The following is a 22740-nucleotide window of genomic DNA, read 5'->3' as shown; positions in this document are numbered from 1 at the left end:
GCGCAACCCGTTCAAGGCCACGCATGACCGCCAGCTCCAAGCCCCCGCGCAAGCGCACCGCCTCGTCCGACGCCCCGCCGAAACGGCGGATGCGGGGGTTCGAGCCCGCCGCCTCGCTGGTCGCGCCCGAGGTTCGCAAGACCGCCGAAAAGCGCGGCTTCGCGGTGGCGCGGCTGCTGACGGACTGGCCCGAGATCGTGGGACCGGAAACCGCCGCCCATACGCGCCCCGTCAAGGTCAGCCACGGCAAGGGCTTCGGCGCCACGCTGACGCTGCTGACCGACGGAGCCCACGCGCCCCTGGTGCAGATGCAGCTTCCCCGCCTGCGCGAAAGGGTGAACGCGGTCTACGGCTTCAACGCCATCGCGCGGATCGTGGTGACGCAGACCGCAGCTCAGGGATTCGCCGGGGGGCAGGCGCAGTTCCGCCCGGCCCCGCAAGTCGACTCTCCTCCGCCGCCCGAGGCAATTGCCGCGGCCGATGAAGTTGCCGCCCGCTTCGACGATCCGCGGCTTGCCGAATCCATGCGGCGGCTGGTGCTTGCCCGCGCCGCGCAGGATGCCCGGAAACGGGCGATGTTTTCCCACGACCGAAAGGCCAATCCATGACCCCGACCCTCCGCAGCCTGATCTCGGCCGCAGCGCTTGCCGCGCTGGCGCTGCCCGTGGCGGCCCAGACGACCGCCCCCGCCGAGACCGCTCCGGCAGCCGAGGCGCAGGCTGCCCCGGCGATACAGCCCGACATCTGGCAAGGCGCCGAGGATGCGCCGGTCGAGATGATCGAATACGCCAGCTTCACCTGCAGCCATTGCGCGGCCTTCCACACCGACGTCTATCCGCAACTCAAGGCGGAATACATCGACACCGGCAAGGTCCGCTTCACCCAGCGCGATGTCTATTTCGACGAGCCGGGCCTGTGGGCCGGCATCCTGGCCCGTTGCGGCGGCGAGGAGAAGTTCTATCCCGTCGCCGGGATGCTGTTCGAAAAGCAGCGCGAATGGCTGGGCGCCAAGACCGGCGACGAACTGGCCGCGAACCTGCGCAAGATCGGTGCGATGGCGGGCTATTCGACCGAGCAGATGGACGCCTGCTGGCAGGACACGGCCAAGGTGGAAAGCCTGCTTGCGACCTTCCAGCAGAACGCGGTCGCCGACAAGATCGAGGGCACGCCGACCTTCATCATCGGCGGCGAAACCGTCCGCAACGCGCCATGGGAGCAGTTGAAGGCCGAGATCGACGAAAAGCTGGCCGCCGCGAACTGAGGCAAGGGGCCGCCCGCCAAGGCGGCCCTAGCCTTTCGGAAAGATACGATCCAGCGCCGCATCGAGCGGCGCCGGATCGTCGAAGGCCAGCCGCACCGGCAGAGTCAGCACCTTGGACCGGAAGCTGCGTGGCAGCCGCGCGGCATCCTTTTCGGTCGTGACAAGCTGCGCCCCCAGCATCCGCGATTCGGTTTCCAGCCGCGTGAGCATCTGGCGCGAGAAGGGCTGGTGATCGGCCAGCGCCTCGGCCCGCAGGATCCGCGCGCCCAAACCCTGCAGGGTGGCGAAGAACTTTTCCGGGTGGCCGATGCCGGCAAAGGCAAGCGCGGGCAGCCCGTCCCAGTCCATCCCCGTCATCAGGGGGGAAAGCTGCCCCGTCAGGCGCGGCACCGGCAGGTCGGGCCAGCGGGCCGAGAAACTCTCCTGCGCGGCGGGTTCCCCGATCGTCAGTACCAGATCGGCGCGTGAAAGGCCCGCAGCCACCGGCTCTCGCAGCGGGCCGGCGGGAATGCATCGCCCGTTGCCCCAGCCACGCGCTGCATCGACCACCACCAGCGACAGGTCATGCGCCAGCGAAGGGTCCTGGAAGCCGTCGTCCAGCAGGATCGCCTGCGCGCTTGCCTCGATGGCCGCGCGTGCGCCCTTGACCCGGTCGTGAGCGACAAACACAGGGGCGAAGGCCGACAGCAGCAACGGCTCGTCCCCCACCTGCGCGGCAGAATGCCGGCGTTCATCGACGCGCAGGGGGCCGGTTTCCGACCCGCCATGGCCGCGGCTGACCACATGGGCGGCGATGCCCCGCGCCGACAGTCGCTCGACCAGCGCGATCACCGTTGGTGTCTTGCCGGTGCCGCCGGCGTTCAGGTTGCCCACGCAGATTACCGGAACCCCGACCCGCAGTCGGGGGCCATGGGCCAGCCGCCGCGCAGTGGCGCGGGCGTAAATCGCGCCCAGCGGACCCAGCAGCCGGGCCGTTGCGGCAGGCGGACGGTTCCAGAAGCCGGGCGTGGTCAGCATGATCCCTCCGGCACGTCCGACAGGACGGCCTCGGCGATGCGGCGGGTGATCTCGGCGCCGGCGGTCGCGACCTCCCACGCCTGCCGGGCAAGGCGGGCGGCGGCGTCTGGGGCGCTCAGATCCTCGATGGCAGCGGGCAGGGCGCCGGCCGAGTAAAGCCGCCGCGCCCCGCCGGCCCGGTCCAGCGCCTGCCACTCGGCAAGGTTCGCCGACAGATGCGGCCCATGGACGATGGCGGAGCCAAGGCCCGCGGGCTCGAAGGGATGGCGCGCGCCGTCCGTCCCCCGCGTCAGCGTGCCCCCCATGCAGGTGACCGAGGCGAGCCGGTACCACAGCCCCAGTTCGGCGCTGTCCTCGGCCACCAGCACCTGGATGTCGGGATCGGGGTCCAGCGCCTCGTGCCGGGCGACGGTCAGGCCCCGCGCCTCGGCCGCATCGGCGATCGCGCCGGTATCCTCGGGCCGGGCGGGCGCGATGATCAGCAGCGCGCGGTGATGGTGGGACAGCAGTTGTTCCTGCGCGGCAAGGATATGCGAAACTTCGGCCAGCGGCAGGGCGGCGGCAAGCCAGACGTGGCGGTCCTGCAGCAGAGGACGCAGGGCGGCAAGCTCGCGCATGTTGCAGGGCAGCGGCGGCAGGATGGGGGCGGCGCTGCCGATCACCTCGACCCGCTGCGGGGCGATTCCTTCACGCAGCGCGGCGTCCCGCGCCGCGTCGTCGGGGACAAGCACCCGGCTGAGCCGCGCCACCGGGTCCCGCCGCGCGCCACGCCACACCCGGCGGGCCGCAAGCCCGGCCAACTGGCCCGGCCCCGCGACCAGCGTTACGGGAACGCCCGCGTCGTCGCAGGCGGCGATAAGGGCAGGCGGCAGGAGGTCGTCCGTCAGGACCAGCGCGGCAGGCGAGGCCCTGCTGACCAGCATCCTGGCGGTGCCCGGATCGGCCGGCGAGCCGGGCAGGACGCTGGGCACCGCGCGACCGCCGCGTTCGACGGCCACCGGCCCCAGTGCACCCAGCCGGACGCCAGGCCGCCGGCGGCGCAGTTCCTGGGCAAGGTCGCGCCGGTCGGAGGCCCCCCCGCATATCAGGATCAGCGGGCCGTCGCCCGGCGGCAGCACAGGATCGGAGGGCGCATCCTCGGCCCGCCCGCCCCGGATCTGCAGCCAGAAAGCCAGATCACCGATGCCGCCCATCCTGCGCCTATGTCAAAACGGATTCGTCGGGGTCGTGCAGGCGATGCAGATGGGCGATGAAGTAGCGGATCTGCGCCTGATCGACGGTCCGCTGGGCCTGTGCCTTCCAAGCGGCATGGGCCGAGGCGAAATCGGGAAAGATTCCCACGAGATGGATCGAGGCGGGGTCGCGGAACTCGTGCGAGTCGGTCGACACAAGCTCGCCCCCATAGACGAGATGCAGGCGTTGGGTCATCGGTCACCTTGCGGCTGATGTCAGGTGGAGGGCAGATACCCCGCCCGCACCCCGAGACCAAGGCGGAATATAAAATTCAAGATTTTCGGCCTTTGCCGGGAATCACTTCCTGTGCCATCTTCATCTCACGGACCCCGTTGGTCCAGGTTGAGGTTGGTTTTCCGGTTTCGCGTGTGGTGGTTGAGGGCACGCGGGGAATGTGGGGTCCCGGTCTTGTGATCGGGATCCTGCGTTTTTCCAGGCGGCAGGGGCGAGGGTGGCGTCATCCGGGCCGCTTGAATCCCGTGCGCCAAGGGCCTAGCGGGAACCGATCGTCGCGGGCGTGGCGGAATGGTAGACGCATGGGACTTAAACTCCCTGGGGCGCAAGCCCGTGCGGGTTCGAGTCCCGCCGCCCGCACCACAGGCTTATGGCAAATGATCGATTTTCGATAACTTGCTTGCGGCTGGATGTTTTCATTCAGTGCGGGCACACTCCGCAGATTGGATTCAACGGAAAGATGATCCAGGAGCGCGTCAGAGCGTTCGCCCCGAAAGGAAAAACTGTCTGATGTCATGTTGTGACAACCATTTCCAAGCCATTTCTGCATGGTAAGTCATTGTTTTTTCTAAGGCGGCGCTTCGGGTCGGCGGCGCACTTGGCCATTTTGCAAGCAAATAGTGGCCATCCCCTCGACCTCATACATTCCTGTCGATGATCGAGCGATGTCTAACTTCATGTAGGCGACAAACGCAAATCTTCCAAACGAAAAAGGCCGCCCCTACGGGCGGCCGTTCAGAATTTACCGTTGAAGGAAATCTGGCGTGGTCTTCTCAGGATCGGAGGGAGGCCGGGAGGTCTGCGGTGCTGTAAAGATCCATTCCTGCCTCGCGGCGAGAAATCGCAGGGCGCACGAAGGCGATCTTCAGCCGACGGACAACCTCCTTGTGCTCGACGCCCAGGCGAAGGGCGATCAGATGCACGGTAGTGACCCGCTCCATGAACTCGGAAGCATCCTTCCTGTCGAAGCGGCAGAACCGGTAGCCGGACGGACCCTCGATCACGACCGGCTTCAGATCCAAATCATCAGGGGCATCGACGAGAGCCCAGCCGGTGTCCACCGGCAGCCACATCATCTTGAACGCTGCGGATGCCGAAAGGTGTGCCTGAACGTGATGAATTTGCGCCTGAACCTCTATCGGGTCCACGAGCACGCCAGCGTATCCAGCAACATCGGCAAGCTGGAACACTCGCTGCAGGTATCCACCGAGGATGAGGTGCACGATGGCGTAGCAGGGCACCTTCGCCTTTTCGGCAGCCTTCGAGATCGACACCACGCCGTCCGGCGCCGTCCCGACCATCATCGCATTTCTGCGGAGTGCCACGAGGAAATCAGCGACATGGGACGCATCTGCGGCACGCTGGGTCCGCCCGGGTGCAATGCCCGGCCCTCCGCCCACGCGCGTCAATATCCGCTCGGCAAGGAGTTGGTCGGCCTGGGGACGCGTACAGTTCAGCGCTTTCGGGAGCGAGATGACGTGTATCGATCGGCAGACGGATGCGGCGATGGTCCGCCCTGCATTTGCGTCGAACACATGGTATTCGCTGAGCGCTTCATCGGCAGGCACCAGGCCGCGACTGGCGAGGAAATTCCGCAAAGTGCGCGAGTTGAGGTTAACCTCCGAGGCGAGCGAGCGCACGCTGTGGAGCCGTCTTTCCTTCAGCGTGGCGCCGAGGATCTCCTCACCAGCCGCCACCTCCATGGTGTCGAAAATATGCTCGCGCAGGATCCGTTTGATGTCCCCCGGATCCTTTTTTCCCTTTGTCGAGGAAAGCCATTCGTAGAAGCGACCAAAGACCTTGCGCCGGCCCGGCTTGGCCTTGCCGCGAAACGCCGCCTGGACCTGCTGCAGGGCATCGCGAATTCCCGCTTCGCCAGCCGCCGTGCAGGCGTAGCCGATGCGGCCGGCGCGGTCCCATCCCGACGCGTCAAGTGCGGTGAGGTTCGCTCCGGCGCCAAACGCGATCAGCGCTCCCAGCATCTCGGTCGCTCGAACGGCCTGCTCGAGGGTCTGCCCATCCAGCCATTCCGGCCCTTCCTCACCCTCGAGACGCTGCATGACGTAGGTCTGCAGCGGAGAAGGCGATCGACGCTCGCAGTTGTCGGCAAGCGCCAACAGAGCGCCGCCACGCTCCGGAACGCGCTCGGCGAGCTCGTGGAACTGATCGCTCCATTTGTTTCTTGCCAGGTGCACCAGGGCGATCTCGTGGTGCGGACAGGTTCGAACCACCCGCAAGGTCCAGGCGAGACGCCCACGACGCGTCCCGGGATTGTCACCTCCTTTGATATCGTCCTGCGCGAGGCAGGCAGGGCAGAACACGGTGTCCGGGCTCGAGAGGAACTCGGCCGTGATCTCCTCGCCGCGCAGGTCCGCACGTCGTCTCCCAACCGTCCGCGCGGTGTTGCGAAGCACAGGAGCGCTATCGATCCCGGCCAAGGCGCAGAGGCGCTGCACAGCCTCGGTGTCACCGGCGGCGAGCGCTGCGGATCTTACGCCGATGTCGTGGAGAAACGGCACCAGCCGGCCCCCGGTGTGAAGTGCGGCAAGACGGGTTGCGAATGAGACCGGCGTTTCAAACGGATCAAAGGGGAGGAATGGAAAAAGGGTAGGCATGACGCATGCGCTCTGGGTGAAGAACTGGCTCTGGTTGCGGCAGGGTCAGGCGCGGCGGGGCGCGTCGACATCGATCTGCGACCAGCGTGGCGAACGGAAGATGTTCTCGCCGGGGGCGCAGCCCTCCTGCATGTCGAAGCTACGAGCGAAATGCTCGATCTCAAGGCTGGATGCACCCTCGTGAAGTGCCACCTCGATCGAATTGATGATCTGTTCGATGCAGCGACCAAAGCGGGCACGGCCGGCATGAATGAGGCGTGCGACAAGATCGTTCTTCTCCGGTGCGGCAAGTTTCGCCTGTGCCGAGAAGGTTTCAATCAGCTTCCAGAGGATCTTCTCGTCTCCAGCCATGGTGACCGACGGCAGCTCGATCCTGGAATAGCGGCGCTTCACCTGGTCGTCGTAGGACGCAATCTGCCACAGCGTCTCGATGCCGGTCAGGATGACAATGACGGCTCCTTCACCCTGCATCAACGACTTCAAAGTCTTGAGAATATCCTCGATCTCGCGAGCCGAACCGTTCCGAAACAGGTCGTGAGCTTCGTCGATCCAGAGTACGACGGTTCCGAGCAGCTGCAGCCGATAGCGCACCTGGGTCCAGATCTCCCAAGCGTGCCTCAGTCCACGAGCCTCGGGATAGCCGGCCTGCCGAAGGATCTCCAGACCCAGCGATTTCAGGGTGGCGGGGCTGGGCACCCGCACGCCGAGCCAAGGCATCCTGCCTGCCTCAGTGGTCTGAAGGGCAGGGTGCTCGCGGAGCGCATGATCCACGAGGGAGGTCTTTCCGCCGCCTGCACCATCCACGAGGGCGATACCCCGCGTCTCGCCTGTCGACGTGAACACTACCGGTGCCGCGATCTGGCGGCCCGTATCATCTCGTTTGATGAGCCGATCGAGATGCGTGCGAAACTCGCGATCACGCGGCAACTTCACGTATTTGGAGCGCAGGCCGTCGATGACGGCATGCACTTCACTGCACTGTATCTGCGGGTTTGTAGTCACCACTTGTCCTCGATCTCAAATCCTGGGTCGTCGTCAGCGTCTCCCTTCGGAGCCGCGTCACCCAAGGGATCTGCAGTCGAAGCGGTGGGCGCGGAAACGAATCCACGAGCGTTCCGCGGTTTTTTTTTTTCGCGAGACGTCGTAACTTCGTCTGAGCCGATGTCGTCTCCCGCTCCCCCCGCCATCTCATCGCCGAAGCGTGTGTCGGGAGAAGCGAGCGGCAGGCTGCGCTCGGACATGTCGAAACCGATCAGTAGCCGCTCCTCCTCTTGCAGAATCCGCGCCTCCGACCAGTCGTCGGCGAGGAGGCCTATGCGCTTCATCGCCTGTCCATTGATCTCGTCGATGTGTCGGATTGCCTTGAAGACGATCTCTTCATCGAAGGTGACCTCATGCTTGAAGCGGATCTGGAGCTCTCGTGCGGCTGCCAGCCATGTTTGCGCCCATACGCCCTTGAAGCGATCAAACACGGCCGGCACCTCATACCACTCGCCATCGAGCTCGACCGCAATCGCCCCCAGGTCCTCACGGTACCAGCGCAGGTTTACCTCGCGCTTCTTCGTGCGCAGCATCCAGCGGGCCAATTCCTCGGAATGATAGCGGATGCCGAATACCGTAACGCCGGTCTTGGAAACGGTCCGCTTGAAGCGCGTCCCAAGAGCAAGCCGCCGACGTCGTAAGTCAGGAGCGGGGCATACGCCAAACTGTTCGATGAGGCGCCGCCAGCAGTTGGCAGGGGTTTCTCCCCCGAGCCCGGAATGGGCGCTGCGGTGATAGATGTCGACAACCCAGCGAATGATCGCAGCACACAGATCGTCTGCAGTCAGTGCAGCGCGCGCCTAGGGATCGTAGTCGCCCTTCTCGATCATGCTGCTGAACGTGCGCCCCGTAAGCCGCGGTGTGAGGCCGGTCGAGATAGTACCGAAGAACCGTTCGATGCGCGCCCGCATCTCCGGCAGCCCCGCGGGTGCATGCTCCACGCGGATGCCAAGGTCGCGCAACGCAAGTCGCACGTCGAAGGACGTGTTCTCGGTGCCGCAATCCATTACCACCAACTCGGGCGTTCCATAGTAGGCCCACGGGCTGAGTGCGCCGACAGCATCAGACCAGACACCCTTGTCGCGCAGCATCATCTCGATCGTCTGCAGGGTGGCCTGGGCGTTTGGAGCACGGCAGAGCCGCATGGCGAGGATGCAGCGCGTGGTCGCGCAGATCGCCACGGTCAGGTGCCATCGAGTCTTCTGATTGTCGAGACCCAGACGTGCCTTGTCTTCGTCGGACATGAAATGGGAGAGCCCGGAGGCAGCCGCCAGGGTCATCAGGTCGACCTTCCATGTGTCGAGTTCTACGCGCTGAAGCGGCCGCGTCAGATCCAGACCCTTCCCGACCGGCGCATACTTGTTGCGCGCACGGGCCGACCCCTCGCGGGAGAGATCGCAGCGGAATGGATCAAGTGATCTGACCGCCAATCTCACGGTTTCACGAGACGGCGAGACCAGTTCGGCCGCGCCCCGCGCGCGGCGGCTGCGGTTCTCCTCATCGAACTCCTATTGCACGTTCTCGTAGATGGTGGAGATCGACGGCTTGCGGTCGTCGAGATACCCGCCGACCACGCGGGACATGAGGGCAAGTTCGTCGGGACGGAGGCGCGATTGGCGATTGCCGCGGTTTTCGATGGCATCGTAAAGGCCGGGTAGCCCGAGTTTCACATAAGCACTGAGCCAACGCCGAACCGATCTGACACCGACCTTCGGCATGATCAGCGTGTCGGGATCGATGGCGTTTTCGTCGCACGCGCTCCGTTGAGAGCAAAACACTGCCGCTCTGACCTTGATGTCATTCAAAGCGGACTGGATGGATGCGTCGGTCCGCTTGACGCGGCCCTCCTCCTCCAGGGCGAGGAATGCCAGAACAACCGCCTCTCGGCGTTTCGCCTTGCGGTGCTTCTTTTCTCCCATGGTTGAGAGCATCTCGCTTGGGAGCTCGAGCCGCCGGCGCGCGCTTTCCGGAAGGAAAGCGTTCCGTTCGTGCGCGACGTGCCCGAGTTCGACGAGCCGCGCCATCTCGGTCCGGGAGTAGCTTTCCGCAACTCCCTGCCCGTCGGCACGAACCAGGATGTATCCCTTGTCGGTTTCGTCGACGGGCTGATACCTGGTGCCGTGAACAAGCACAGCATCATGCTTGCTGAAGGCGAAACGCGTTGTGCTCTCGCTGGGCATGAGGTCGAGCATCACGCAGCCCTCCGGCGGACAAAGGCGTCCGGTGCAATGCGTTCATGGGCCGCGAGCACGAGGTGGTGGCTACGGATCTGGCGCACGACGGCCCGGAAGCCACGGCCTCGCAGCCTGGTTTGCTCCGCCAGATCGCCGATCCGAACGGCGCCGATGATTCCGCTGACGGCACTGAGGATTGCCGCGTCCGCTTCCGGGTCGGGCACCCGGACAGCGTGGATGAGTTCGGCATTGTGAACCTCGACCGGGTCGAGGTGCTTCTCGGTCATCACGCAGACCCGGTCGGCGAACGCCTGAGGAACTTGGGACGCGATCCGACGTGCAGTCGCCTGAAACTTCGCCGTCGCCGCCTTGTGTGCGGACTTGACGATCAGCGCCACCCGACTTCCGTTTTTGGAGCGTGACCCGGAAGTCGAAGTAGTGTGTGCGCAGGACGTCCTGGTCGTCGGCCCAGCGAAATGGCAGTTGGTTTTCGAGGTCGATCACCTCGGGGCGAGCCAGCATCACCAGCGCGATCTGCATCTCGGTGTGGCTTTCGACCTCCATGGTCTTCCCGCCCCCTTCACCGAAGACGAGCGCACCGGTGAAATGGTGCTTGGAGCCCATGGTAATCCTGCGGGCGGCTGTAGGGGGTTCCGGAAGCTGCATGCCCCGGTCGAAGTTCTCGTGCATTGTCGGTTTTTCCGGTTCATGAGGCGTGGTTGGTGGGTTGTTGTCCTGATGGCGGATCAGGACTGTGTCTCTCGTTCTGGGGAAATTGATCCACCTGCGGATCCGCAAAGCGAAAACCTGCATCTTTCGCGCAAGACGTTGTCCGGTTGATAGAAATAACCGTTTACATCGTAATCTGGCGTGGCCAGGAGCGCGTTGGCTCGCGCCCCGGGAACGGTGCCACGCCTGCGCAATCAGGTGCGCAGCAGTTGCATGAGGGCGCGATCCGCTGCAATCCGATCCAAGGCCGCGTCACGTGCAGCGAGGAAGCTGTTGAGCGTTTCTTGCAGGCGCAGGAGCGTTTCGCCGCGTGCACTGTAGACCGGAATCTCGCGAACCTCACCATGCTGACCATCGTTGTCGTAGCGAGTCTCCACGAAGCGTCGTTCAGTCCCGACGACTTCTCGGCTGAGGTCGGTATCGATGATGCCGCGCAACGCCTGGAAAGAAGCGGTGTCACGGCTATCAAATGGCTGCCGCTCCGCAAGCCGACCCAGTGTCCGCGCCGCAAACCCGAAGTCGCGGATGTTGCCGCCGACGTAGACGGCGTGCGCCATTTCATGGAGCTCACGTCTGAGACGGATGGTTTCAGTCGCCAGCCCGTCGAGCGAGGGCGCGGCTACAGGGTTGATCTTCATAACAGCTCTCCAGGGTTGCCCGGCGTACTGGGGACGGGCGTCAAGGCTCGATCCCCGGGGGATCGAGAGAGATGTCAGGCAGCGATCAGGGGACCATCAACCTCGCCAGCCAGATCGCACCCCATGCTGTCGATCTCGTGGAGCAGATCCTCGAGCATGTCCGTCAGCAGGCAGATTGTCTCGACTTCGGCGGACGCGGGATGAAGCGTCGAAAAGAGGGAGATGTCGAAGTCATCCGGATCGCCCACATCATGAAGTGCAAGACACCGGTGAATGGCCGCAAGATCGCGCTTGAGGCGGCGATCGATGCAGGGGCTCCGGTCGAGATGGATGGCGCAAGATACCACCCGCGCCTCGGCAGCGGTACCGCCGAGCATCGAGGCGGCCATGGTGAGCTCATGGCCATAATCGAAGAAGAACCGGCGGACACGCTCGAGGATGTCACGGCGAACTTCAGAAGGACGAGAGTCGAACATTTGCTTCGCTCTTTTCTATACGCTGCACCAGTGCGGCAGCTTCAATGTCGCCCTCATCCTCCCTTCCTGCGGGCCTGTCTGTCGTTGCTTAAGATAAAGAATGGCCGGTTCCCCGAGGGACGAAGGGAATTTATGGAAATTGACGAAAAAAGTTCGCAGCGCCGTGGATGCGGTGCTGCCGTGCATGGCTATCTGCACATGAGTGGCTCGAGAGCCTGCGTAGATTGGTAGATTGAGGGAGAGGAGTGATGCAGATCGACCCGTTGCAGATTACAATCACACACGACGGCGACGTTTGGACTGCACGCTACGGCACTTTGACAGTGTCGTATCGGCACCAAGACAACTATGGCTACTATATTGGCACGCTCAATGAAGGACAGGTGCGAGAGTTCGCGTGGGAAGCCTTCGAGGTGGACCTGGAAGCAATGACCGCGCACCAGCGCCTGGAGCTCGTGGCGGTGCTGGGCGCCACGAGAGTGTCTGATCTTCTGTGTATGACTGACCCGGTCCATGCTTCCTGAGAGGAGCAAGGAAGATGACGATTTCCAACGAGCTGCTGGACGAGTTGCTGAAGGGCTGCAAGCGGCCCGAGGATCTGCTCGGCGATGCCGGGCTGATGAAGGAACTGAAGGTTCGGCTGATGGAGCGGATGCTCGGGGCCGAACTGACTGCGCACCTGGGCTATGAGGCTGGAGCCGAGCCGCCGCCCGACCAGGCCAACCGCCGCAATGGCACCGCGACGAAGCGGGTGAAGGGCTCGGATGGCGAGGTGCCGCTGGCGGTGCCGCGCGACCGGGACGGCAGCTTCGAGCCCGAGCTGGTCAGGAAGGGCCAGACCCGGATCGACGGAGTGGATGACAAGATCATCGGGCTCTATGCTGCCGGGCTTTCGGTGCGCGACATCCAGGCGCATCTCGAGGATCTCTACGGACTGCGGGTGTCGCCGGACCTGATCAGCCGCGTCACCGATGCCGTGCTGGAGGAGGTCCGGGACTGGCAGCACCGGGCGCTGGACCGGATGTATCCGATCGTCATCTTTGACGCCCTGCGCGTCAAGATTCGCGATGCCGACAGCCGGATGGTGCGGAACAAGGCGGTCTACATCGCCCTGGGCGTCACGCGGGAGGGCGAGCGCGAGGTTCTTGGGCTTTGGATCGCCGACAACGAAGGTGCCAAGTTCTGGCTGTCGGTGATGAACGAGCTGCGCAACCGCGGCGTCCAGGACATCCTGATCGCCGTTGTGGACGGGTTGAAGGGCTTCCCGGAGGCGATCACCGCCGCCTTCCCGGAAACCACGGTCCAGACCTGCATCGTCCACCTGATCCGGCACTCGATGAACTTCTGCAGCTGGAAAGACCGCAAGGCGGTGGCCGCCGACCTGCGCCCGATCTATGAGGCCCCGACTGCCGAGGAGGCCGCCCGCCGGCTCGATGACTTCGAGGGGACATGGGCCGGGAAATACCCGTCCATTGCCCCGGCCTGGCGCCGGGCATGGGCCGAGGTGATCCCGTTCTTTGCCTTCAGCGTCCCGATCCGGAAGATCATCTACACGACCAACGCGGTGGAATCGCTGAACCGGGTGTTGCGAAAAACCCTGAAGACCAAGGGCTCGTTCCCCACCGAAGAGGCTGCCACCAAGCTGATCTTTCTGGCCATCCGCAACTTCGAGAAGGGCGGCAGGGCCGTCCGGGAATGGGTTGCCGCACGAAATCAGCTGGCCATAATGTTCGCCGGGCGCTTCGACGCCTGACTGTATCTGAAAACCGCATGGGCCGGATCAGATACACGGAGTTCAGGACACTCCCGGGCGCCACCCGGTGACCGAACGACCTAATTTGCGAGTGTCATGGATCAAGCCCAGGTTCGCACCTTCAGACGGCTTTGATCATCAGAGCCTTGCCAAGGGGAAGATCTACGAGCGAGACCTCTTCGGATAGACCAGCACGAGATCGCCCCGAGCGGTCTCTTGCCCGGGGCGGCTTCAACACGAACTGGAAGGGGCTGCCTCACATGAGCGCCGGACCGGAACAGAAACGATGCAGGTCCAAGCCGCCGCTGGCTCAGTTCCGTTCCTGCGTTTCGCCCTCGTGCTCAATATCCGGTCGGACTGGCAGTGCGCCCGGCCAGGCGCCCTGCTGGACCATGAGCCGCGCCTGCTCCAGCAGTTCCTGCGCAAAGCGGCGCACGACAGGGGTGCTGTCGCGCGCCGGTGACTGCCACAACGCAAGCATCCGGCTCAGCACAGGATCGACGATCGGCCGGATGACCAGCCGCGAGCCCACTTGCGCCGCCTGTCCTCCCATCGCACGCGACAGGATCGTACGGCCGAGGTTCTTCTCTACCAGCGTGAGCATGGCCGACACCACGTCGATCTCGGCCACGACCACCGGCACGATGCCACGGATATCGGCCGCCTTGTCGATCAACTGCCGCAGCGCATGAATCGGCGTGGGCAGGATCAGCGGCCCTGAGAACGCCTCGGCAAAGGTGATCGGCTCGCCTGCCAGTGGCTCGCCGGGCGGGCAGATCAGGCACAACTCTTCCCGCAGGAGCGGGATTGCACGCTGGCCACGCGCCAGCGCGAGCTCGTAGGTCACGCCCAGATCGACCTCGCCGCGCCGCAGCCAGTCGCGCACATGGCCGGTGAAACCCGAGCTGACGCGCAGCTGGGCATGGGGGTGTTCGGTCATGAACCGCTCGATGAGGGGAGCGGTCAGCACCTCGGCCAGCGCGGGGGGCAGGCCCAACCTGACCATGCCGCGCAGTTCGCCGTCGCGGCCCGACACGACGCGGACCAGATCGTCGGCATCCTCGAGCAACTGACGCGAGCGGGCCTGCAGCAGCTCGCCCTGTGCTGTGAGGCTGACGCCGCGTCCGTGACGGTGCAGTAGCAGAACACCCATCTCCTCCTCCAGCGACTGGATCTGGCGGGTCAGGGCGGGTTGGGCCATGTTCAGCCGGTCGGCCGCCTGAGTGATGCTGCCGGCGCGGCAAATTTCCAGGAAGCTGCGAAGTTGTCGTAGGTCCATGATGCCTCCACAGTATCGCTGAAATGCTGGCAATGCATTTGAATTATGCGCCGCAACACGCAAACCTTTGTCAGCTTCGGCCCTGCCCACCGCAGGCCGGATGGGGAGAGTGAGATCAGTTAGCAGGCAGGCGCCACACTCGCGTCGGATGCCATGACGGCCCTGCAGGTGTTTTGGGAGGAACATCCATGAATTTCTTTAGTACAATCCGCGCCAGCACAATCGCCCTCGCGCTTGGCGTCACTGGGGCGGTGGCGCAGGAACTGCCCAATACGATGATCTGGACGGCCTATGACGTGGGCTCGGCAGGCTACGCCGAAGCCTCGGCGATCGCCGATGCTTTCGGGCGCCACGCCAACACCCGGATTCGCATCCAGCCGTCGGGCAGCGGGATCGGCCGCCTGCAGCCGCTGCTGCTGGGCCGGGCCGATTACGGCTTCCTCGCGACCGAGACCTACTTCCTGTCGGAAGGCGACTACGACTATGCCGTGCCCGAGTTCGGCCCGCAGAACCTGCGTGCGGTCGCCGGCCGTCCGGCGTCGCTGTCGATGGTGGCGGCGGGGGATGCCGGGATCGAGACGATCGCCGACGCGCGCGGCAAGCGCGCCGCTTTCGTGGTCGGCAATCCGTCGATCAACGTCAAGTGCGAAGCGGTCCTGGCGTTCGGTGACTTGACGCTGGACGATGTCGAGGTCGTGATGTTCCCGACCTATGCGGCCGCCATGAGCTCCATGACCAGGAACGAGGCGGACTTCACCTGCACCACTCCGACGACCAGCCAGCTTTACGAACTTGCGTCGTCCCCACGGGGGATCAAGTGGGTGACTCTTGACCCGAACGACCAGGAAGGCTGGGCCAAGCTGCTGGACGTTCTGCCGATCATGGGCCCATTCGAGGAAGATATCGCTGCCGGCCTTGCACCGGGCGAGAAGGTTTCAATGGCGGCCTATCGCTATCCGGTGATCGTAACTCTCGCTGACAAGTCGGCCGACGAGGTCTACGCGTTCACCAAGGCGCTGGATGAGAGCTTCGATCTCTACAAGAACGCCACCGCGACCATGCACCGCTGGGATCTGAACATCTCCGGGACACCCCCGATCGACGTTCCCTTCCACGAGGGCGCGGTCCGCTATCTGACCGAGAAGGGCATCTGGACCGACGAGTCCGAAGCCTGGAACCAGGAGCGGATCGCCCGTCTCGACGCGCTTCGCGCCGCATGGGAGGAGTTCCTGCCGGCGAACCGAGACCTGCCGCCTGAACAATTCGCGGCGCAGTGGGCCGAGGCCAAGGCGGCTCTTGGTCAGGGATCCAACTGAGGTCTGCCTCTGCTAACCGAGCCGGCGCGGGTATGCGTCGGCTCGCCGATTTTCAGGATTGGACCCGATGACCCAAGAATCAGTCACAGACGCAAAGATACCGCCGCCGGTTGGTCAGGTGACCACGGACGAGCAGCACATGCACCACAGCTCTGATCCTCCACGGCCGGCGCGCCCCTCGGGCTTCGCGCTGATCGTAGTGTATATCCTCGGCGCCGCTGGCGTGCTGCTGGCAATCAACCAAGTTTTCCTGCTCAACCTGTTCGGCTTCCAGCCGCTCGGCAACTCGTATCTTTATTATCTGATCGGCGTTTTCCTTTCGATCGCCTTCATCACGATGCCGTCCAGCCCGAAATGGGCGACGACGGTGCCGTGGTTCGACTGGGTTCTGGTGGTGCTGACCTTCGGCGCAACCCTCTATTTGGGCAATAACGGCCTGCGCATCATCCAGGAGGGGTGGGAGTTCGCCGCCCCGCTGTCGGCGGACATCGCCGCCGTGATCGTGCTGGTCGCGGCGCTCGAAGGGGTCCGGCGCGGGGGCGGTAATATCCTGCTATGCACGGCGCTGTTCTTCGCCGCCTATCCGCTGTTTGCGGGCTACATGCCCGGTTTCCTGTGGGGCACCGCCTACAGCCTGCCGGAAGCGGTGCGCGCCCATGTCCTTGGCGTCGAAAGCATCGTCGGCCTGCCCATGCAGGTGGTGGCGGAACTGGTGATCGGGTTCGTCATCTTCGGATCGGTCCTTACGATCACCAAGGGCAGCGACTTCTTCATGGACCTGGCAGCGGCGCTTCTGGGTCGCCGCCGGGGCGGGCCGGCAAAAGTCTCGGTGCTGAGCTCAGGGCTTCTGGGCTCGCTGTCGGGCAGCGTCATTTCCAATATCCTGACCACCGGCCCGTTCACCATTCCGACGATGATGCGGGTGGGCTATTCCCGAACCTACGCCGCCGCCATCGAGGCAACCGCGTCGAGCGGCGCGACGCTGATGCCCCCGGTCATGGGCACGGTCGCGTTCATCATGGCCTCGTTCCTCGGCATTCCTTACGCCGAAGTGGCAATCGCGGCCTTCCTGCCGGCGGTCCTGTTCTACGCCGCGCTGCTGTTCCAGGTCGATCTCTACGCCGCGCGCGAGGGCCTGAAGGGCCTGCCGGAGGAAGAAATCCCGCCGCTCGGGCGCACGCTGATTTCGGGCTGGCCCTACCTTCTGTCGCTCGTCGTGCTAATCTACGTGCTGATGGTCATGCGGCTGGAAAGCTACTCGCCGTATTTCGCGTCCCTTGCGATGATCATCGCCACGTCCTTCAACCCCCGGACCCGGCTGAACGCGCGCCGCGCGCTGGACCTGCTGCTCGACGTCGCAAAGAATATCGGCTCGCTGGTGGCGATCCTCGCCGGGATCGGACTGGTGGTCGGCGGTCTGTCATACACCGGCGTTGCAGGCGCCTTTTCGCGCGAACTGCTGATTCTGGCTGGCGGCAACGTGCTGCTGATGCTGATTGCCGGCGCGCTCACGAGCTTCATCCTCGGATTGGGGATGACGGTCAGCGCCGCCTACATCTTCCTGTCGATCCTGCTGGCGCCCGCGCTGGTGCAGGCCGGGCTCAACCCCATCGGCAGCCACATGTTCATCCTTTACTGGGGGATGCTGTCCTACATCACGCCGCCGGTTGCGCTGGCGTCGATCACGGCGGCGAACATCGCCAAGTCGGACCCGTTCAAGACCAGCCTGTTCACGATGCGGCTGGGCAATGCGAAGTTCATCCTCCCGTTCATCTTCATCTACGACCCGGCCCTGCTGATGCAGGGAACCTGGGCAGACGTGTTGAGCGCGCTGGTGATGGCCCTGATCGCTCTCTGGGCGCTGACGGTCGCCTTCGAAGCCTATCTCTACCGCGTCGGCATCATCAGCATGGTCGGACGGGTGCTGTTCACCATCGGCGCCATCCTCACGATCATTCCGGAATTCTACACGGATGTCCTGGGTCTCGTGGTGATCGCTATTGCGATTTTCTATGAGTGGTTCCGGGCGAAAAATCAGATGAAGGCAACGACATGATCGACAAGCGAGTGGCCGACCTGGCCTCCGCGGTGGCGCCAATCCACGATGGCGCCACCATCATGGTCGGGGGCTTCGGGGAATCCGGCATCCCCTTCGGGCTGCTCGGCGCGCTTCTGGACCACGGGGCGAAGGGGTTGACGATCATCTCGAACAACGCCGGTTCCTTTGAGACGGGAACGTCGGCGCTGCTGCGCGAGGGGCGGGTTGCGAAGGTGATCTGCTCCTACCCCCGCACCCCCGGTTCGATCTGGTTCGAGCGGCGCTTCGAGGCGAGCGAGGTCGAGCTCGAGATCGTCCCGCAGGGCACGCTGGCCGAGCGTATCCGCGCGGCCGCTGCTGGTCTCGGCGGCTTCCTGACGCCCACCGGCTACGGCACAAAGCTGGCCGAGGGCAAGGAAACGCGCGAGATCGACGGTCGCGGCTATGTCTTCGAAAAACCGCTCCACGCCGACTTCGCGCTGGTGCGGGCCGAGCGGGGCGACCGCTGGGGGAACCTGACCTTCCATGCCACGGCCCGGAACTTCAACCCCGTGATGGCGATGGCCGCGCGGCACAGCATTGCAGAGGTGCGGCATCTGAGCGATGAGCCGATTCCCCCAGAAAGCGTGATGACGCCCGGCATCTTCATCGACCGCCTGACCGAATACGGAGTGCGTCCATGAACCGCCTGAGCGACGACCAGATGGCCGCACGGCTGGCGCAGGACATTCCCGACGGCGCCTATGTCAACCTCGGCATCGGCCTGCCAAATCTCGTTGCGGCCTTCGTGCCCAAAGGGCGCGAGGTGATGTACCAGACCGAGAACGGCCTTCTCGGCGTCGGCCCCTCGCCGGCGCCGGGGCAGGAAGACCCAGAGCTGATCGACGCCAGCAAGAAGTTCGTCACAACACTGCCGGGCGCGTCCTTCTTCGATCACACCGACAGCTTCGCGATGATGCGGGGCGGGCATCTCGATATCGCGGTGCTCGGCGCCTATCAGGTGGCCGAGAACGGCGACCTGGCGAACTGGGCGACGCTGGACGAGAGCTTCCCGCCCGCGGTGGGCGGGGCCATGGACCTTGTAGCCGGAGTGCCGCAGATCTTCGCTATCATGCGCCACACCACGCGTGAGGGTAGTCCGAAGCTGCTGCGACGCTGCAGCTTCCCGCTGACCGGGGCAGGGGTGGTCACGCGCGTCTATACCGACCTCGGGGTGTTCGCCGTGACACCCGAAGGTTTCCGGGTGATCGACCTCGCCCCCGGCAACAGCCTTGGCGACGTGCAGTCCGTGACCGAGGCGCGGCTGATCGCGTGATCGCCGCGGGCACCGCCGCTGCAACCATCCAAGAATGAAGGTTATTCGGCGCGGCGCAACTGCGGCGCCGGACGCATTTCGTCTCAGATGAGCCCGGCCGCGACCGCCGCCGCCAGCGCCGCCGTCCACAGGACTAGCGCCGAGAGGCAGTAGGGCCCGTTCCAGAACAGTCCGACCCGTGCCACCGGCCGACCGATCAGAGCACCGGTATAGGCGACCGTGGTGATGAACGGCGTGAACCCCATCACGCAGGACCATGCCCCCGCCATCCCGATCCCCGCCGCCAGCTGCGACAGCCCCGGCATGTCAAGCCGGGTGACAAGGCTGCCCAGCACCGAGGCGGTGATGATCGGGTTGATGCCCGCCGCGCCAAAGCCGAACAGCGTCAGGTTCAGCAGGACGATCATCTGCCAGGGGGCAAGCTGCCAGTCCGCGATCAGCGCCTGCACCTGGTCCACGGGGACCAGCTCCAGCATCAGGACGGCCAGCAGCCCGGCCGAGGCGAAGACGCCAAGCTCTCCCGCCGCCAGCGGAAACCGCCGCAGCGTCTCGCCCAGCGCCTGGCGGATCGAGCCTGCCGGGCCGCCGGGACGCCTCCGCCCCAGCCGCGCCGCCCAGATCAGGCTGTAGACCGGCAGGCCGACCAGCAGCGCCCGCTGGAAATCAAGGCCGGTGGCGAGGTTCAGCGCAAAGACGATGACTGCCAGTCCCGCGACATGGCCCAGCATCCGCGCCACCGCGCCGCGGTCATCCGGGTCCGGCCCAACCGTGACCGGGGCGCCCGGCGTCGGGCGCGGGGCGGTCAGGCGATCGACCAGCCAGCCCCAGAACCCGAAGGCAAAGGTCAGTGCGAAGCCCAGCGGCCCGATCTGGAAATAGCTCAGCCCCGGCATCGCCAGCAGCAGCAGGTTGATGCCAAAGCCGAAGGGAGACCACAACGCCACAAGCGAGAAGCCCCGCAGCGTGGCCGTCGTCATCCGACGCAGCTTCCATTCCCGCATCCGGTCGGGGATGCCGCCGCTGCCTGCCAGCGCCTGCCGGGTCATGTCCAGAAGGATCGCCAGCCCGCCCAGGTTGATCAGCAGGCCGAAGACATGGCCCCCGAAGCTCAGCGCCCAATAGCGCCGGCTCGGGGGCTGCGAGGTCAGATAGCGTCCTGCGGCCGCGATTTCCGGCGCGGATTGCGCCACCACCCGCAGCATTCCCGTCACTGCCAGCAGGGCGGCCAGGAACGCCATCCGGTCCATCGCCTGCGTCAGTGTCTCAAGGCTGATCCCGCGCCACAGGGACAGCGCCAGCATCACCAGCGACAGGATCACCGGCACCCAGGTCACCAGCGTGAACAGGCGCCAGCAGATCAGGAAATAGACCAGCAGCGCGGCGCCGGCCATCAGGCTCAGCGCCGCGCCCTGGACGAATATCCCGGTGACCGAGACCGCGATGACGATGACGATGCAGACTTGCGCGACAAGGGCCGGAAGGCTGCGTTCATCAAGGGCCTTCATGCCGGGTCAGATCGGGTCCCATGCAAAGACGTCGCCGGACCGCTCCATCGGGATCAGGCTCGACCTGAAGGCGGGCAGCACCCGCTCGGCGATGGTTTCGGGCGTCCAGCCGCCATCCATGTGGGCCGAGCGGATCGGGCGCGGCTGGCTGAACAGGAAGATCTCGTTCAGCCGGGCCGCGAAGACCTGCCCCGTGACCTCGCGCGCCGCGTCGGACGCAAGGAACACCGCCAGCGGCGCGTTGGTTTCGGGGGTCATCCGCTTCATCCGCTCGACCCGCGCCTTTTCGGCGTCGGTGTTGGCGGGGATGGAGCTGGTCATCCGGCTCCACGCAAAGGGGGCGATGCAGTTCGAGCGGACGTTGTAGCGCGCCATGTCCAGCGCGATCGACTTGGACAGCGCCGTGATGCCCAGCTTGGCCGCCGAATAATTCGCCTGCCCGAAGTTCCCGATCAGCCCCGAGGTCGAGGCCATGTGCACATAGGCGCCGCTTTCCTGCTTGCGGAACTGCTCGGCCGCGGCGCGGCTGACAAAGAAGCTGCCGTTCAGATGCACGTCGATGACCGACACCCAGTCCGTCGGGTCCATCTTGTGGAAGATCGCGTCGCGCAGGATGCCGGCGTTGTTCACCACCGCATCCAGCCGGCCGAAATTGTCCATCGCGCAGCCCACGATCCGCTGCGCGCTGTCCCACGAGGTCACGCTGTCGGTGCTGATCGCCGCCTCGCCGCCCGCGCCCTGGATGAGGGCGCGGGTTTCCTCGGCTGGCGACGACGAGCCGCCCTCGCCGCTAAGGCCCACGCCGATGTCGTTGATGACGACCTTCGCGCCCGCCGCCGCCATGCCCACCGCGATCGCCCGACCGATGCCGCCGCCCGCCCCCGTGACGATGGCGACCTTGCCGTCCATGCCCAGATCCACGCTCATCCCGTTCTCCTCACCGCATGTCTTCGCTGAGGCCAAGCACCTGCTTGGCCACGATGTTCTTCTGGATCTCGCTCGACCCGCCATAGATCGAATGGGGCCGCGCCTGGATGAAGGCGCTGGACGGATACAGCCCCGGATCGTCGGATAAGGGGTCAAGCAGTGCCGTGTGCTGGCCCGCGATCTCGATGATGTGGTCGGTGATCTTCTGGTACAGCGCCGACAGGTTGATCTTGAGCATCGACACGTCCGGCCCCAGGGGCTCGCCCCGGCGCACCTGGTCGGCGAAGGCGGTGTAGAAGGACTTGTGGTCCTCCAACTCCATCCGCAGGCCGTTCAGCAGCGCCTTGATCTCGGGCTCGTCCTCGCGGCCGAGATGACGGACAAGCCGCTCCAGATGCGCCATCGCGCCGGTCGCCATATAGGGCGAGCCGAGGAAGATGCGCTCGAAGCTCAGAAGGCCCTTGGCGATGGACCAGCCCCTGTTCACCTCGCCCACAATGGAGTCGGCGGGGATGCGGACATCGTTGAAGAAGACTTCGGCGAATTCGTCGTGGCGGTCGAGGTTGATGATCGGGCGCACCTCGATGCCGGGGGTGTCCACGGGCATGATGAAGAAGCTGATGCCGCGCTGCTTGGGCGCGTCCGGGTCGGTGCGGGCCAGGACGAAGATCCAGTCGCCGTCGGTCCCCAGCGTGGTCCAGATCTTCTGGCCGTTGATGACCCATTCGTTGCCGTCCAGCACCGCCGAGGTCCGCAGCGAGGCAAGGTCGGACCCCGCGTTCGGTTCGGAATAGCCCTGGCACCAGATGATCTCGCCCGACAGGATGCGCGGCAAGTGCCAGGCGCGCTGTTCGTCGCTGCCGTAGCGGATCAGCAGCGGGCCCAGCATCGTCATGCCCGGATCGGGCAGGCGGGCGCAGCCGTGCCGCTCCATCTCCTCGACCATGATGAGGTGCTTGGCGGGGGACAAGCCCATGCCGCCATGCTCGCGCGGCCAGTTGGGCGTCAGCCAGCCCTGCCGCGACAGCGCTTCATACCAGGGCCGCGCCTCGTCGATATGCAGGCGCTGGTGGGGACTGCGAAGATGAGGCGGGTAGTTCTCCTCGATCCAGTGGCGGACGGTCTGGCGGAAATCCTCGTCCGACAGCGGGTTCAGGTCTTCATGCGGTTTCGGGTCGATGGCGGTCAT

At 65.1% G+C, this 22740-nt stretch carries 24 protein-coding genes and 1 tRNA gene; 10 read left to right on the top strand and 15 right to left on the bottom strand.

Going from position 1 to position 22740, the window contains the following annotated elements:
- The first annotated feature begins 23 nt into the window (after positions 1 to 23).
- Positions 24 to 608 carry a DUF721 domain-containing protein gene (locus JGR78_RS05880; RefSeq protein ID WP_370576544.1) on the top strand — a complete coding sequence of 195 codons (585 nt, stop codon included), beginning with the start codon at positions 24 to 26 and terminating at the stop codon, positions 606 to 608.
- Entirely contained in the window at positions 605 to 1261 is a 657-nt protein-coding gene (locus JGR78_RS05875) for a DsbA family protein (protein WP_182805579.1), read from the top strand. Before JGR78_RS05880 ends, JGR78_RS05875 begins: the two co-directional genes overlap by 4 nt.
- A gap of 27 nt (positions 1262 to 1288) precedes the next feature.
- Here JGR78_RS05875 and lpxK read toward each other — a convergent pair whose 3' ends face one another.
- From lpxK to JGR78_RS05860, 3 genes are read right to left on the bottom strand one after another with little or no spacing between them, the layout of a single operon-like run.
- Positions 1289 to 2275 carry a tetraacyldisaccharide 4'-kinase gene (lpxK, locus tag JGR78_RS05870; RefSeq protein WP_370576545.1) on the bottom strand — a complete coding sequence of 329 codons (987 nt, stop codon included), beginning with the start codon at positions 2273 to 2275 and terminating at the stop codon, positions 1289 to 1291.
- Positions 2272 to 3471: a 3-deoxy-D-manno-octulosonic acid transferase gene (locus JGR78_RS05865; RefSeq protein ID WP_182805583.1), complete on the bottom strand. Its 1200-nt coding sequence runs from the start codon at positions 3469 to 3471 to the stop codon at positions 2272 to 2274. Before JGR78_RS05865 ends, lpxK begins: the two co-directional genes overlap by 4 nt.
- A 7-nt stretch (positions 3472 to 3478) precedes the next feature.
- Complete coding sequence (locus JGR78_RS05860; RefSeq protein WP_182793368.1) at positions 3479 to 3706, bottom strand: DUF4170 domain-containing protein; 228 nt, start codon at positions 3704 to 3706, stop codon at positions 3479 to 3481.
- 316 nt (positions 3707 to 4022) lie between these two features.
- Here JGR78_RS05860 and JGR78_RS05855 point away from each other — a divergent pair.
- Positions 4023 to 4108: transfer RNA gene (locus tag JGR78_RS05855), tRNA-Leu, on the top strand.
- A gap of 410 nt (positions 4109 to 4518) precedes the next feature.
- Here JGR78_RS05855 and JGR78_RS05850 read toward each other — a convergent pair.
- The 6 genes from JGR78_RS05850 to JGR78_RS05825 form a co-directional block, all read right to left on the bottom strand.
- Entirely contained in the window at positions 4519 to 6360 is a 1842-nt protein-coding gene (locus tag JGR78_RS05850; protein WP_182805586.1) for a TniQ family protein, read from the bottom strand.
- A gap of 45 nt (positions 6361 to 6405) precedes the next feature.
- Positions 6406 to 7362, bottom strand: a complete 957-nt coding sequence (locus JGR78_RS05845; RefSeq protein WP_182805588.1) for a TniB family NTP-binding protein — start codon at positions 7360 to 7362, stop codon at positions 6406 to 6408.
- Complete coding sequence (locus tag JGR78_RS05840) at positions 7359 to 8075, bottom strand: Mu transposase C-terminal domain-containing protein (protein WP_256435059.1); 717 nt, start codon at positions 8073 to 8075, stop codon at positions 7359 to 7361. Before JGR78_RS05840 ends, JGR78_RS05845 begins: the two co-directional genes overlap by 4 nt.
- A gap of 126 nt (positions 8076 to 8201) precedes the next feature.
- Positions 8202 to 8681, bottom strand: a complete 480-nt coding sequence (locus JGR78_RS05835) for a DDE-type integrase/transposase/recombinase (RefSeq protein WP_182793365.1) — start codon at positions 8679 to 8681, stop codon at positions 8202 to 8204.
- A gap of 228 nt (positions 8682 to 8909) precedes the next feature.
- Positions 8910 to 9593 (bottom strand): hypothetical protein, encoded by a 684-nt coding sequence (locus JGR78_RS05830; protein ID WP_182805592.1) that lies wholly within the window; start codon positions 9591 to 9593, stop codon positions 8910 to 8912.
- Positions 9593 to 9973 carry a hypothetical protein gene (locus tag JGR78_RS05825; protein WP_182793363.1) on the bottom strand — a complete coding sequence of 127 codons (381 nt, stop codon included), beginning with the start codon at positions 9971 to 9973 and terminating at the stop codon, positions 9593 to 9595. The genes JGR78_RS05830 and JGR78_RS05825 overlap by 1 nt, the downstream gene beginning before the upstream one ends.
- Between JGR78_RS05825 and JGR78_RS05820 the strand changes: the two genes are divergently transcribed.
- Positions 9957 to 10415 carry a hypothetical protein gene (locus JGR78_RS05820; RefSeq protein ID WP_182793362.1) on the top strand — a complete coding sequence of 153 codons (459 nt, stop codon included), beginning with the start codon at positions 9957 to 9959 and terminating at the stop codon, positions 10413 to 10415. The genes JGR78_RS05825 and JGR78_RS05820 overlap by 17 nt on opposite strands.
- A gap of 83 nt (positions 10416 to 10498) precedes the next feature.
- Here the strand turns inward: JGR78_RS05820 and JGR78_RS05815 are convergent, their stop codons facing one another.
- Together JGR78_RS05815 and JGR78_RS05810 are read right to left on the bottom strand one after the other, a co-directional pair.
- Positions 10499 to 10942 carry a hypothetical protein gene (locus JGR78_RS05815; protein WP_182793426.1) on the bottom strand — a complete coding sequence of 148 codons (444 nt, stop codon included), beginning with the start codon at positions 10940 to 10942 and terminating at the stop codon, positions 10499 to 10501.
- A 74-nt stretch (positions 10943 to 11016) separates the two neighbouring features.
- Positions 11017 to 11418, bottom strand: a complete 402-nt coding sequence (locus JGR78_RS05810) for a hypothetical protein (RefSeq protein WP_182793425.1) — start codon at positions 11416 to 11418, stop codon at positions 11017 to 11019.
- Between the two features lie 248 nt (positions 11419 to 11666).
- On the opposite strand from JGR78_RS05810, the gene JGR78_RS05805 reads away from it, so the two are divergent.
- Together JGR78_RS05805 and JGR78_RS05800 are read left to right on the top strand one after the other, a co-directional pair.
- Positions 11667 to 11942 carry a hypothetical protein gene (locus JGR78_RS05805; RefSeq protein WP_182793424.1) on the top strand — a complete coding sequence of 92 codons (276 nt, stop codon included), beginning with the start codon at positions 11667 to 11669 and terminating at the stop codon, positions 11940 to 11942.
- 14 nt (positions 11943 to 11956) lie between these two features.
- Positions 11957 to 13171: an IS256 family transposase gene (locus JGR78_RS05800; RefSeq protein WP_200559462.1), complete on the top strand. Its 1215-nt coding sequence runs from the start codon at positions 11957 to 11959 to the stop codon at positions 13169 to 13171.
- Between the two features lie 310 nt (positions 13172 to 13481).
- Here JGR78_RS05800 and JGR78_RS05795 read toward each other — a convergent pair whose 3' ends face one another.
- Positions 13482 to 14450, bottom strand: coding sequence for a LysR family transcriptional regulator (locus JGR78_RS05795; RefSeq protein ID WP_182793422.1), 969 nt, complete (start codon positions 14448 to 14450; stop codon positions 13482 to 13484).
- A gap of 188 nt (positions 14451 to 14638) precedes the next feature.
- Here JGR78_RS05795 and JGR78_RS05790 point away from each other — a divergent pair, with 188 nt between their 5' ends.
- The 4 genes from JGR78_RS05790 to JGR78_RS05775 all read left to right on the top strand — a co-directional run bounded on the left by JGR78_RS05790 (position 14639) and on the right by JGR78_RS05775 (position 19119).
- Complete coding sequence (locus JGR78_RS05790) at positions 14639 to 15766, top strand: TAXI family TRAP transporter solute-binding subunit (protein WP_182805893.1); 1128 nt, start codon at positions 14639 to 14641, stop codon at positions 15764 to 15766.
- Positions 15767 to 15905: 139 nt separating this feature from the next.
- Complete coding sequence (locus JGR78_RS05785) at positions 15906 to 17822, top strand: TRAP transporter fused permease subunit (RefSeq protein WP_182793427.1); 1917 nt, start codon at positions 15906 to 15908, stop codon at positions 17820 to 17822.
- On the top strand, positions 17819 to 18487 hold the full coding sequence (locus tag JGR78_RS05780; protein WP_182805890.1) for a 3-oxoacid CoA-transferase subunit A: 669 nt from the start codon (positions 17819 to 17821) through the stop codon (positions 18485 to 18487). The genes JGR78_RS05785 and JGR78_RS05780 overlap by 4 nt, the downstream gene beginning before the upstream one ends.
- Complete coding sequence (locus tag JGR78_RS05775; protein ID WP_182793419.1) at positions 18484 to 19119, top strand: 3-oxoacid CoA-transferase subunit B; 636 nt, start codon at positions 18484 to 18486, stop codon at positions 19117 to 19119. The genes JGR78_RS05780 and JGR78_RS05775 overlap by 4 nt, the downstream gene beginning before the upstream one ends.
- 83 nt (positions 19120 to 19202) lie before the next feature.
- Here JGR78_RS05775 and JGR78_RS05770 read toward each other — a convergent pair whose 3' ends face one another.
- Genes JGR78_RS05770 through JGR78_RS05760 form a run of 3 tightly spaced genes read right to left on the bottom strand, consistent with a single transcriptional unit; the run spans position 19203 to position 22740 of the window.
- On the bottom strand, positions 19203 to 20624 hold the full coding sequence (locus JGR78_RS05770; RefSeq protein ID WP_182805887.1) for a hypothetical protein: 1422 nt from the start codon (positions 20622 to 20624) through the stop codon (positions 19203 to 19205).
- A 6-nt stretch (positions 20625 to 20630) separates the two neighbouring features.
- The gene (locus JGR78_RS05765) at positions 20631 to 21551 is read right to left on the bottom strand and encodes an SDR family NAD(P)-dependent oxidoreductase (protein WP_182805884.1); all 921 of its coding nucleotides are present in this window, start codon (positions 21549 to 21551) and stop codon (positions 20631 to 20633) included.
- Between the two features lie 10 nt (positions 21552 to 21561).
- Positions 21562 to 22740, bottom strand: a complete 1179-nt coding sequence (locus tag JGR78_RS05760) for an acyl-CoA dehydrogenase family protein (RefSeq protein ID WP_182805879.1) — start codon at positions 22738 to 22740, stop codon at positions 21562 to 21564.

Origin of the sequence: Paracoccus sp. MC1862 (assembly GCF_016617715.1) — a bacterium.
Lineage (GTDB): Bacteria > Pseudomonadota > Alphaproteobacteria > Rhodobacterales > Rhodobacteraceae > Paracoccus.
The sequence above is the reverse complement of the archived record's forward strand: the minus strand, read 5'-3'. Positions and strand labels throughout refer to the sequence as shown.